Below are 11,816 nucleotides of genomic sequence, written 5' to 3' on the forward strand. Positions count from 1 at the left end.
GTCTTCCTCCACCGTGCCCTCCCCCACCCTGGCGTCCCCGACCGTGATGCGGTAGACGCCGCTGGCGAGATCGGCGTCGCTGCCCTCGTGCAGGGCTGCGGTGAAGTAAATGCTGCTCCCGTCGGTGCTGAAACTGGCGCCGTTGTGGTCAGTGGCAGCGGAAGTCAGCTGCCGCGCCACGGGCAACAGGCCGGGCGGGTTGCTGCCGGAAACAGCCGCGGTGCGCTCCTTCAAAGCGCGGCCGGCCGGCGCCACCTTGGGTTCGGCTCCAAGTGCGGGAAGCTCGAGGAGGAAAAGCTGCACCGGCTTGTCCGCGGTATAGCCGACGCCGTTCATCCGGTACTGGTAGTCGGTGATCAGCCGCGCATCCTCGGATCCGGCGGAGACCCCCGCGGTACTTCCATAGCGGCCGTCCTCCGGAGTCCGGGCACTGTAGACGACGCGCCGCGAGTCCGGCGACCATGCGAACGCCGATACCCCCAGCGGTGCGTCCGTGACGGGCTGCGGCTCCCCGCCGCCGGCCTCCACGATGTGGAGTTGGGGTTTGCCGCCGGCAGCGGCGCGCAGGAACGCCATGACCTGTCCGTCCGGGGAGAAATCCGGCGCCGTGTCGCGGAATCCGCGGGTCAGGCGGCGTGGAGGCTGGTCCGGGTCCAGCGGGACGGTCCACAGCTGGCCGACGTAGGCATCGGCGTTGAAGTCGGGCCGGAGCACGGACACCACGGCACGCGAGCCGTCCGGATGCACGGCGGGAGCGGAAACGGAATTGATCAGCGGGAGATGTTCTGATTTCACCTGTGCGAGCCTAGTCCCAGTTCCCCCGGCTGTGAAACAGCTCACCCCGGCGCGCCGGACGCCGTGGCAGCGCGCCCGTGCCGTGCCGGGTGCGCCCCTAGGATGGACACTATGCCCCCCGTCTCCGCCGCCGCCCCGCTGCTGTGCCTTGTCTGCCGGAACCGCCTCGGATTCAGCGACGGCACCGCCCGCACCCTGCTGTGCCCGGCCGGCCACAGCTTCGACGCGGCGAAACAGGGGTACTTCAATTTCCTCGTGGGCAAAGGCACCGTGTTTGAAGCGGACACCGCCGACATGGTCGCGGCCCGCTTCGATTTCCTCTCCGCCGGCCACTACCGTCCACTCGCCGGCGCCGTGGCGGAACTGGCCGCCCCGGTGCTCTCCGGCGGTACGGCCCAGAATCCCGGGACGGTGCTGGACGCCGGTACCGGCACCGGCCACTACCTCCGCGCCCTGCTGGACCGGATGGCTGTGGACCGGACGCCCACGTCGGCCGTCGGCCTGGACATTTCAAAGTTCGCGCTCCGCCGCGCCGCCAGGTTGAACCCGGAGGCCGTGAACCTCGTCTGCGACGTCTGGCAGCCGCTGCCGGTCGCTGACGGCGCCGCCGACGTCGTCACCGTGGTTTTCGCGCCGCGCAACGCGGGCGAGTTCGCCCGGGTGCTTCGTCCCGGCGGCCGGCTCATCGTGGTGACCCCCCGGCCGGGCCATCTCGGTGAAATCGCGGGGCGCGCCGGGATGCTCGGGATCGACCCGGCGAAGGACGAGCGGCTCGCGGCGTCGCTCGAGGGACATTTTTCGGCGCTGTCCGCCGACAACCTGGACCTGCCGCTCCTGCTGGCACCGGACGACGTCGCCAGGCTGGCCCTCATGGGGCCGGCCGGACATCACCTGGACCGCGGAGCGCTGGCGTCCCTCGCTGCCGCGCTGCCGCCGCTGACCTCTGTGTCGGCCCGCTTCCGGATCAGTGTTTTCGAGCCGCGCCGCTAGTCCCGCGGCACGCCAGGTAACGACTTGGCCACTTTCGCCGGCAGCCCTCCGCGGGCCTCGGCAGGCCGTGCCCTTCGGCTTAGGATGGAATCACAGTTACTGAGGGTCTGCGCCCGCAGCCCCCGGTGCGAAGGGGGAAACGATGTTTGAATGGCTGCCCGAAAACTGGTGGGCCCTGTGGCTCACGGTCTTCCTGGTGTTCGCTGTGGTGGAGATGCTCACCCTCGACCTGTTCTTCATTATGCTCGGCGGCGGCGCCCTGGCCGGCCTGGTGGCAGCCTTCGCCGGCGCGAACCTGGGCCTGCAGATTGTGGCCTTCTGCGTGGTTTCCCTCCTGATGATCGGCTTCGTCCGGCCGGTTGCGCTCAAGCATCTCCACAAGGGCCCGGCGGACCGGCGGAGCAACGTTGAACGGCTGATCGGCGAATCCGCCCTCGTGATGGAGCCGGTCAGCGCGAGCGGCGGCCTGGTCAAGATCGGCGGAGACGTCTGGAGCGCCCGTTCCGAGACCGGCGTCCTGGCACCGGGCCAACGGGCGATCGTCAGCGCGATCGACGGCGCCACCGCCGTCGTTTCCCCGCAGCCGGAAACCGCCATCCAGTAGCATCCGCAAGAATTCCGGCGGCCGCCACCGGTGCCGGGCACGCGGCGGGACACCGCCGCGCACCACAGCAAGACCAATCTGGGGAATAGGTGATGTATGGATATCGCAGTCGCAATCGTGCTGCTGGTTCTCGTTGCGTTCGTAATAATCGTGCTGGTCCGGTCGGTGCGGATTGTCCCGCAGGCCCGTGCCGGCGTGGTCGAACGGCTGGGCAAATACCAGCGGACGCTGAACCCCGGCCTCACGATCCTGATCCCGTTCGTGGACCGGCTGCTGCCGCTGCTTGACCTGCGCGAACAGGTGGTTTCCTTCCCGCCGCAGCCGGTGATCACCGAGGACAACCTCGTGGTCTCGATTGACACGGTCGTCTACTTCCAGGTCACCGATGCGCGGGCGGCCACGTACGAGATCGCCAACTACATCCAGGCGGTTGAACAGCTCACCACCACAACGCTCCGCAACGTCGTCGGCGGACTGAACCTCGAGGAGGCCCTGACCTCCCGTGACCAGATCAACGGGCAGCTGCGCGGCGTACTGGACGAAGCGACCGGCCGCTGGGGCATCCGGGTCTCCCGGGTGGAGCTCAAGGCGATTGATCCGCCCCACTCCATCCAGGACTCGATGGAGAAGCAGATGCGGGCAGAGCGCGACCGCCGTGCCGCCATCCTGACCGCGGAAGGCACCAAGCAGTCCGCCATCCTGACCGCTGAAGGACAGCGGCAGTCCTCGATCCTGAAGGCCGAGGGTGACGCGAAGGCGGCGATCCTCCGGGCCGACGGCGAGGCGCAGGCCATCCAGAAGGTGTTCGACGCGATCCACAAGGGCAACCCGGACCAGAAGCTCCTGGCCTACCAGTACCTGCAGACCCTGCCGAAGATCGCCGAAGGATCCGCCAACAAGCTCTGGATCATCCCCAGTGAAGTCGGCGAAGCCCTCAAGGGCATCGGCAACGCACTCGGCGGCAGCAAGGACGGCCAGTTCAACGACGGGCTGTTCGGCCCCGGATCCGACGCCGCGGCGGAACCCGCTCCCGCCCGTCCGGCAACACCCGCCACCGCTCCCGCGGCAAGTCCCGCCACCGCCGCTGCCACAGGTTCTGCGGCGGCGGCCGACGCCGGTCAGGCTGGCTTTCCGGGGCAGCCGGAGGCCTAAGCTGCCGAGTTGGAGGGGAGGCAGCCGCGCCGCGGGTGCCTCCCCTTTCCGGTGCGCGGAACCGCCGGCGCGAAGCCTGCAGGCTTTACCGGGGGTGCCCTGGTCCCGTATACTTGAATATTTGTCCGGCTCGTTCAGTCGGGCGGAACAATTAGGCTTCGCGAAGCGTTTAATACAGTGACTATTTGTCGGGTATGGTCCAGCGGGACGGCGCAACGCAAACAACAGTCCGGCGCGGCCTCACGGCCCCCGGCAAACGCAGGGCATGACCCTGCGAACCGAACAGAGGGAGAAAAGATGAGCGATCGCAGCCTGCGGGGTATGCGCCTCGGCGCACAGAGCATGGAGACTGAATCCGGCGTCGAACCGGCTCCGCGGCAGCGGGTTGAATACCGTTGCGCGGACGGCGAGCAGGTATTCGTGACTTTCTCCTCCGAAGCGGAGATCCCCCCGGTATGGGTGTCGAAGACCGGCAAGGAAGCTTTGCTCGTCGACGGCGAACGCCCCGTGAACCTCAACGAGAAGGCAGTCCGCACGCACTGGGACATGCTCCTGGAACGTCGCTCACTGCCTGAACTCGAGCAGATCCTCGCGGACCGCCTGACGATCCTGCGCGAACGCCGCGGCGAACGGCGCTCGGCCTAGCAAACCCGCGCACCCGCCACTTCAAACAACGCGGGGTCACTTCCAGCCCATCCTGATGCCTCGGATGGGCCGGAAGTGACCCCGCGTTGTTTTGGTTTAAGGGTTGGCGCATTATGCCGGCACGGGCTAGGCTTTCTTGCCGGGGAGCTTCCCGGCGAGTGTGTTCCAGCGGGCGGTCAGGCCCCACCGGGTGACATTGATCATGGCTTCGACCACGATGTTTCCGCTCATCTTCGAGTCGCCCAGTTCCCGCTCGACGAAGGTGATGGGGCGCTCCACGATCGTCAAACCGAGCTTGGCCACCCGCCAGGCCAGGTCCACCTGGAAGCCGTAACCGACCGAATCGACGGTGTCCAGGTTCAGTTTCTCCAGGGTGCCCCGGCGGAACGCGCGGAAGCCTCCAGTGACGTCCTTGATCTTCAAGCCCAGCATAAGCCGCGCGTAGGTGCTCCCCACCCGGGAGATCGCCTGCCGGTACAGCGGCCAGTTCACGACGCTGCCGCCGGGGACCCAGCGGGAGCCCATGGCGAGGTCGGCGCCCTGTTCCACGGCCTCGAGGAGCTGGGGAAGCTGCTCGGGCTGGTGCGAGCCGTCGGCGTCCATCTCCACGAGGACGTCGTAACCGGCGTCGAGCCCCCACTTGAAGCCGGCGATGTACGCAGCCCCGAGGCCGGCCTTGCCCGCACGGTGCATCACGTGGACCTGGCTGTCCTCTGCGGCGAAGCGGTCCGCCAGCTTCCCGGTGCCATCGGGGCTGTTGTCGTCGACAACCAGGACGTCGGAGCCCGGCACAGCCGTGCGCAGGCGCTCGAGGGTCTTGGGCAACGATTCCAGCTCGTTGTAGGTCGGGATGATCGTGAGGACACGCACAGCGAGGCCTTTCCTTGAAGGGAGCGGTCAAACGCCGGGCAGACTGTGGTTAGCTGACACCAGGCGCAACTCTCCATTATAGGGAGTCGCCGGGGCGTCCCGGCCCATCCCCGGCCCGTCCGGGTCCTCCCGGGCAGGTCCACCCGCTGCGGGCCAGTTGCGGCAGCCCGTGAAATAGGCCGCCGGAACCGTTTTCTACTGCGAAGTGGACCCGCCCCCTGGGAGTACCCATGGCCACGACCAGGGAAGCTGCCGCGCTGGCGGCAACCTGGAGCTGACCGGGGGACGTCCGGAGGCTGCGGTCTCCGCAACCCTCCGTTGACCCTCAATGCTACGGGCCGGCCCTGATCTGTCAACCGCTCCGTGACCTGCCGTTTCATCCGTCGTCGCAGGTCAGAGCCGTGTTGTGGCGGGACAAGTTTCGGGGCGGGCCCGGCGGCCGGTGCAGGGCGTCAGGCCCGGAGCGCGCCGCTGGAGTACAGCTCCCGGCCGTCCCTGACCGTCTGCAGGCAGCCCGGCTCGGCGCCGGTGTCCAGCGCCGGCAGCAGCGGCGTCCGGGCCCGGGGGTCCGTACTCCAGGACTGGACCCGGCCGTCGGCCACCTGGACCATGAGTTCCTCGACCTGCCACACGGCGAAGCTCGCGGGGGCGCCGGGTACCAGCTGGCCCGCCATCGGGTTCCGGTACCGGGCGGCCCGCCAGCCCGCCCGCGTGTGTCCGAGGAACGCCGCACGGGCCGAGATCTGTTCCGCCGGGTTGTTGTGCTGCAGGCAGGCCCGGACGCTGGCCCAGGGACGCAGCGGCGTCACCGGGCTGTCACTGCCAAAGCAGATCGGGACGCCGGCGGCGTAGAAGGAGGCAAAGGGGTTCATGCCGGCGCGCCGGGAGCCCAGCCGCTGCTGGTAGAGACTGCCCTCACCGCCCCAGGCAGCGTCGAAGCCGGGCTGCGCACTGACGGAAACGGAGTATTTGGCCAGCCGGCTGATCGCCTCCGCGTCGGCGAGCTCCACGTGTTCGAAGCGGTGGCCCGCGGCGCGGATTTTCTGCTCCCCGACCTCCGCAGCCGCCTGGTCCAGGGCGTCCAGCGCCGCGTCGAGGCCGGCGTCGCCGATCACATGGAAGCCCGCCTGGATGCCCAGCAGCGAGCACGCTGCCAGGTGTGCCGCCGCTTCCGCGACCGAAAGGTACAGGCTGCCGCGTTCGCCCGGGGCGTCGCTGTAGTCCGCCCGCAGTGCCGCGGTCCGCGAACCGATCGAGCCGTCGATGTTCAGGTCCCCCGCGAGGCCAAGCACGGACACGCCCAGGCTGTCCAGGATTGACTGGGCATGTTCCGCCGAGTCGGCCAGCTGGCCCCAATACGGCAGGATCTCCGGGGCAGCGTCCGGCCCGGCGTTCCAGGCCGCGGCGAGCTGGAGGTCCTCGGTGCTGCCGATGTGCGGCGCCGCCATTTCAGCCAGGGCCACGCAGCCGTTGGCGGCCGCTTCGGCCAGGGCCCGCTGCTGGTAGCCGCGGATCGCGGCGGCGGGCAGCCGGCGCGCAGCCAGCCGGGCGGCGGTGTGCCCGGCACCTTTGACCTGGCCGCCCGCACCGGCGCCCTCGATCCCGTCGAGGCCGGCGGTGCCCGCCAGCGAGGAGGACACCAGGGCGGAGTGCACGTCGACCCGGGAGAGGTACACCTTGCGCCCGCCGGAGGCGCGGTCCAGTTCTTCCCGGGACGGCAGGGTGGAGTCCGGCCACTGGGTCTCGTCCCAGCCGTGGCCCAGCACGGTGCCGTCCGCGCTGGAAGCGGAGGCGCTGAAGCCGGCGACGGCGTCGAGCATTTCCCGGGCGGAGCGCACCCCGCCCAGCTGCAGGGAGTCCAGGGCGATGCCGGTCTCGGTGAGATGGACGTGGGAATCGACGAAGCCGGGAGCCAGGAGTGCGCCGTGCAAATCGATGACCTCCATTGAGGCATCGGCAATCGAGGTCGCCGCCTGTTCGGAGCCAACCCAGGCGACGGTGTCGCCGTCGACCAGCATCGCCGTCGCGAAGGGGTCGGCGGCGGTGTAGACGGAACCGTTCCGGTACAGCGTCACCTTGTGCGGCGCGGGGGTGGCTGGTGAATCGGTCATGGGGCGGTGACTCCTTGGGGCTGGTGTCCGGCGCGGGCCGGACGGTTTCAACGACGGTGGCATGATCCGGCGGGAGGGCCGGGCCGCGGCGGTCAGGCCACGGAGGAATACGCGACGACGCCGCGCTTGATGAGTTTGATGGCATCGCCGCACAGCCGCGCCACCCGCGGGTCCAGGGACGGTATTTTCGCCAGCTGGTCCAGCAGGTCGATGACCTGTTTCACCCAGCGGACGAAGTCGCCCGCGGCAAGGTCCGTGCCGCTGAGGACGTCCTGCAGGTGCCGGCCCTTGGCCCACTTGAAGATCGGCCAGACCAGGCCGAGCTCGGGTTCGCCGGTGAGCGGGAGCTTGTTGGCTTCCTCGACGTCCTCCAGTGCCGACCATTCCTGCACCACGATGTCGACGGCGGACTCGAGGGACACGCTCGGCATCTTGGGCCGGAGCCCGCGGTCCTCACGTTTGGCCTGGTAGACAAGCACGCTGGCCAGGGCGGCGACCTCGGCGGCGTCAAGGTCACTGAAGGCCCCCAGCCGCAGGGACTGGGAAATCAGCAGGTCCTTTTCGCCGTAGATCCGGCGCAGCCGCTGCCCGTCGGGGCTGATGGTGAGCACCCCGGCGTCGGAGGTTTCCAGGTAGCCATAGCTGGACAGGACGCCGCACACCCGGTCGAAGGTCTTGGCGATGGTGTTGGTGCGGCCCTGGATCTGGCGGACCAGCCCGTCGGTCTCCTGGCGGAGCTTCCAGTAGCGCTCGGACCAGCGCGCGTGGTCCTCGCGTTCACTGCAGCCATGGCACGGGTGGGCGCGGAGCTGGCGGCGCAGTTCGGTGATCTTCTTTTCGAGGTCCGGCTGGGCTGCGGCGCGGCCAAAGTCCTCGTTCCGGTTCGGCGGCGCCGGGGGCCGGTTCTCGCGCAGGGCGTTGCGGACCGAGGACGCCAGATCGCGCCGTGACTTGGGCACCTTGGCGTTGAAGGATTTCGGGATGCGGACCCTGGTGATCGGGGCCAGCGGCCCTTCCACGTCCTGGGTGCCGATCCGCCGCAGCTGGTTGTCCAGGGTCATCACGGCGGGCCGCGGCTCGCGGGAGTGGTGGTCGGAGCTGAGGACGACGGCGAGGCCGGGCGCACGGCCGGTGGGTACATCCACCACGTCCCCGGGGAGCAGCCGGCTCAGGGAGTCCTCGGTCACGGATTTCCTGGCCCGTGAGCTGGTCTGGGAGGCGTCCTTCTCCGCGTCGGAAAGCGCCCGGCGGATCCGGGAGTAGTCGGTGAAGTCGCCGAGGTGGCACGTCATCGCCTTGCTGAAGCCCGCCAGGGATTCCTCGCGGCCGCGCACCTGTTTCGCGAGCCCGACCACGGAGCGGTCGGCCTGGAACTGGGCGAAGGAGGACTCAAGGATCTCCCGGGCCCGGGGCCGGCCGAACTGTGCGAGCAGGTTGATGGACATGTTGTACGTGGGCCGGAAGCTGGAGTTCAGCGGGTACGTGCGGCGCGAGGCGAGGCCGGCAACGGAGGCGGGATCCGTGCCGGGCTGCCACAGGACCACGGCGTGGCCCTCGACATCGATCCCGCGGCGGCCGGCGCGGCCGGTCAGCTGGGTGTACTCCCCCGCGGTGATGTTGACGTGTGCCTCGCCGTTGAACTTATCGAGCTTCTCCAGCACAACGGAGCGGGCCGGCATGTTGACGCCGAGGGCCAGGGTTTCGGTCGCGAACACGGCTTTGACCAGCCCGTCGACGAAAAGCTTTTCCACGACTTCCTTGAAGGTGGGCAGCATCCCGGCATGGTGGGCTGCCAGGCCGCGCAGCAGCCCGTCACGCCAGCTCCAGAAGCCCAGGATGTCCAGGTCGTCGGAGGGGATGTCCTGCGCCGCCTCATCGACGCGCCGCGCAATGATGAGCTGCTCCTGCTCGGTGGTCAGCCACAACCCGGCGGCGACGCACTGTGCGACGGCGGCGTCGCAGCCTGCGCGGGAGAAAATGAAGGTGATGGCCGGCAGCAGGTCCTGCCGGTCGAGGCTGGCAATGACCTGGGGGCGGCTGGCCTTCCGGACCGGGCTGCGCGGGCCGCCCTGGGGGGAGTCGTCGCGCTGGGAGTGCTGGCGCCGCTGGTTCCGGCCGCCGTGGCCGAAGCGGCCCCGGAAGTTCATCTGGCTCTCGGCGCGGGCCATGGAGAGCAGCTCGGGGTTGACCTCGAAGCCCGGGCGGTCACTCAGGTCCGCGGTTTCCGCGGTGGCGGCGACGGCGGACGCGGCAGCTTCGCCGGCCGGGGCGATCTCATCAAAGCTGGTGTCGCCGGCGAAGAGGTCCACGATCTTCCGGCCCACCATCACGTGCTGCCAGAGCGGCACCGGCCGGTGCTCGGAGACGATCACGTCGGTCTGGCCGCGCACTGTGTCCAGCCAGGCGCCGAATTCTTCGGCGTTGGACACCGTCGCGCTGAGTGAGGCCACCTGGACTTCGCTGGGCAGGTGGATGATGACCTCTTCCCAGACGGCGCCCCGGAACCGGTCCGCGAGGTAGTGGACCTCGTCCATCACGACGTAGCCGAGGTCGCCGAGGGTGCTGGAGTCCGCATAGAGCATGTTGCGGAGCACCTCGGTCGTCATCACGACGACGGGGGCGTCGCCGTTGATGGACGTGTCGCCGGTCAGGAGGCCCACCCGGTCGGGACCGTACTTGTCGGCCAGCTCCGAGTACTTCTGGTTGCTCAGGGCCTTGATCGGGGTCGTGTAGAAGGCCTTGAGCCCACGCTGCAGCGCCAGGTAGATGGCGAACTCCCCCACGATCGTCTTGCCGGCACCGGTGGGGGCGGCCACCAGAACGCCACGGCCGGCCTGCAGGGACAGGCACGCCTCGCGCTGGAAGTCGTCGAGTTCGAAGGCGAGCGAACGGATGAAGCCGCCGAGATGGGTTTTGGCTTCTGCGGCCCGCTCGGCGCTGGCTCGGTAGCGGTCAGACGGCGATTCCGGCCCGGGTAGTGAGGACATGCTTCCAGCCTAATGCGCCAAGGGCTAGAGATTCTCCAGCTCGGAGCTGGGAGTCGCCTGGTCGGCGGTCGCTTCAGTCTCGGCGGCCCTTTTGACGGCGCGCCGTTCGCGGCGGCGGTCATTGAGCAGGCACAGGCCGATGGCGGCGAAGAAGAGGATGAGCATGGGGCCGGCGAGGTAGAACATGCTCATCGCGTCCGCGCCGGGCGCCGCCATGGCGGCGAAGAGGCAGACCAGGAACACGGTGATGCGCCAGCTCTTGAGGAGCTGCTTGCCTTTGATGATCCCGGCCAGGTTCAGCCCGACGAGGACCACCGGCAGCAGGAAGGCGATGCCGAAGGCCAGCAGCAGCCGCAGCACGAAGGAGAGATACACCTGGGCGCTGATGAAGTTAGAGCCGCCGGCGGGGGTGAAATCGGTCAGCACCCGGACCGCGTTCGGAAGCACCAGCCACGCCAGCAGGACGCCGCCCACAAACAGCGGAACGGCGGCAGCGACGAAGGACAGCGCCATCCGGCGTTCCTTTTTATGCAGGCCCGGGACGATGAACGCCCACAGCTGGTAGAGCCAGACCGGGCTGGCGACGATCAGGCCCAGGAAGACGGACACCTGGATCATCAGGTCAAAAGAACTCGCCACGCCGTCAAAGTTCAGCGTCGCCTGCCGGCCTTCATGCGTGTTGAGGTCGCTGATGGGTTTGATCAGCGCCGCAAGCATGGGCTGGTAGACGAGGAATCCGACGACAGTGCCCAGGAGCACGGCGATCGCGGACTTGAAGAGGCGGTTCCGCAATTCCTTCAGGTGATCGAGGAGCGCCATCCTCCCCTCGGGGTTCGACCGGCGGCTCATGGTTACTGCCACGCGGTGCTAGGCGCGGTTCGGCGGCGGAACGTCGGTTCCGTCTCCGGCGCGGGTTTCCGCGCCGTTGGACTTCGGGTGGTTCACGACCCGGCCCTCGACCGGCTCGGAGCCGTCGGCGGCGTCCGTGGAGCCGTCTTTTTTCATCTCCCGGACTTCCGACTTGAAGATGCGCATCGACTGGCCCAGGCTTCGGGCCATGCCGGGCAGCTTCGGTGCAGCGAAAAGCACCAGTGCCAGAACGATGATGATGATGAGATGCCAGCCTTCAAGCCTCATGACAGGAGGTCCTTTCGTTTGAATACATCCTATGTCTAACTGAATTCGATGTCGTGCAGCCGCTGGGGCTGGCCGCGGTCCAGTTTGCGCTGGACGCGCCGCTTGCGGCGGACTTCCTGACGGGCAGACTTGGCGGCGCGGTAGTCATGCCCCATCTGCGCGGGTGAAGCAAAAACCGCGGATCCGGGTTCCGGCAACGGTCCCGGCGCGCCCGGCGCGCCCGGCGCGCCCTGTGCGCCCTGTGCCCCGGCCGCGGCGCCCGCGTTCCCGGCCGCCTGGGCAGAGCCCTGGGGTGCGGACGGGAAGGCGGAGAACCGCTCACCCGCGTCCCCGAGGTCCTTGAGTGTTGCCATGAACTTCCGGAACAACCGGACGCCGAGCACAACGAAGAACAACAGCGACAGCGCAACGAGCGCTATCCAGATTACGATCCAGGACCACCAAGGCATGCTGAGTAGTCTAGCCGCCGCGCTGGCTAGTCTTCATATTGGGCCCGGGCGGCGGCCAGCCACTGGCGGGAAGCGG

The 11,816-nt window shown here is 68.7% G+C and carries 11 protein-coding genes; 4 read left to right on the forward strand and 7 right to left on the reverse strand.

The features are described 5' to 3' along the window. A partial coding sequence (locus BJQ90_RS16390; RefSeq protein ID WP_413463705.1) for a TolB family protein occupies window positions 1-795 on the reverse strand: 795 nt, incomplete at its 3' end. A 111-nt stretch (window positions 796-906) separates the two neighbouring features. Between BJQ90_RS16390 and BJQ90_RS16395 the strand changes: the two genes are divergently transcribed. From BJQ90_RS16395 to BJQ90_RS16410, 4 genes are all read left to right on the forward strand, one after another. Continuing rightward, window positions 907-1,785 carry a methyltransferase domain-containing protein gene (locus BJQ90_RS16395; protein WP_226761282.1) on the forward strand — a complete coding sequence of 293 codons (879 nt, stop codon included), beginning with the start codon at window positions 907-909 and terminating at the stop codon, window positions 1,783-1,785. Between the two features lie 142 nt (window positions 1,786-1,927). Next, the gene (locus BJQ90_RS16400; RefSeq protein WP_226761283.1) at window positions 1,928-2,389 is read left to right on the forward strand and encodes an NfeD family protein; all 462 of its coding nucleotides are present in this window, start codon (window positions 1,928-1,930) and stop codon (window positions 2,387-2,389) included. 96 nt (window positions 2,390-2,485) lie between these two features. Continuing rightward, on the forward strand, window positions 2,486-3,541 hold the full coding sequence (locus BJQ90_RS16405; protein WP_226761284.1) for an SPFH domain-containing protein: 1,056 nt from the start codon (window positions 2,486-2,488) through the stop codon (window positions 3,539-3,541). 297 nt (window positions 3,542-3,838) lie between these two features. Continuing rightward, a complete protein-coding gene (locus BJQ90_RS16410) occupies window positions 3,839-4,186 on the forward strand; it encodes an RNA polymerase-binding protein RbpA (RefSeq protein WP_226761285.1) in 348 nt (115 codons plus the stop codon). 126 nt (window positions 4,187-4,312) lie between these two features. Here BJQ90_RS16410 and BJQ90_RS16415 read toward each other — a convergent pair whose 3' ends face one another. The 6 genes from BJQ90_RS16415 to BJQ90_RS16440 all read right to left on the reverse strand — a co-directional run bounded on the left by BJQ90_RS16415 (window position 4,313) and on the right by BJQ90_RS16440 (window position 11,740). Beyond that, window positions 4,313-5,056, reverse strand: a complete 744-nt coding sequence (locus tag BJQ90_RS16415; protein ID WP_226761286.1) for a polyprenol monophosphomannose synthase — start codon at window positions 5,054-5,056, stop codon at window positions 4,313-4,315. Between the two features lie 452 nt (window positions 5,057-5,508). Further along, the gene (locus tag BJQ90_RS16420; RefSeq protein ID WP_226761287.1) at window positions 5,509-7,167 is read right to left on the reverse strand and encodes an amidohydrolase; all 1,659 of its coding nucleotides are present in this window, start codon (window positions 7,165-7,167) and stop codon (window positions 5,509-5,511) included. 92 nt (window positions 7,168-7,259) lie between these two features. Next, window positions 7,260-10,154: a DEAD/DEAH box helicase gene (locus BJQ90_RS16425; protein ID WP_226761288.1), complete on the reverse strand. Its 2,895-nt coding sequence runs from the start codon at window positions 10,152-10,154 to the stop codon at window positions 7,260-7,262. 24 nt (window positions 10,155-10,178) lie between these two features. Beyond that, window positions 10,179-10,973 carry a twin-arginine translocase subunit TatC gene (gene tatC / locus BJQ90_RS16430; RefSeq protein ID WP_226761319.1) on the reverse strand — a complete coding sequence of 265 codons (795 nt, stop codon included), beginning with the start codon at window positions 10,971-10,973 and terminating at the stop codon, window positions 10,179-10,181. A gap of 48 nt (window positions 10,974-11,021) precedes the next feature. Further along, on the reverse strand, window positions 11,022-11,291 hold the full coding sequence (gene tatA, locus BJQ90_RS16435; protein WP_226761289.1) for a Sec-independent protein translocase subunit TatA: 270 nt from the start codon (window positions 11,289-11,291) through the stop codon (window positions 11,022-11,024). A 35-nt stretch (window positions 11,292-11,326) separates the two neighbouring features. Continuing rightward, a complete protein-coding gene (locus tag BJQ90_RS16440) occupies window positions 11,327-11,740 on the reverse strand; it encodes an alkaline shock response membrane anchor protein AmaP (RefSeq protein WP_226761290.1) in 414 nt (137 codons plus the stop codon). Window positions 11,741-11,816: the final 76 nt, after the last annotated feature.

Origin of the sequence: Arthrobacter sp. SO3 (assembly GCF_020532825.1) — a bacterium.
Classification (GTDB): domain Bacteria; phylum Actinomycetota; class Actinomycetes; order Actinomycetales; family Micrococcaceae; genus Arthrobacter.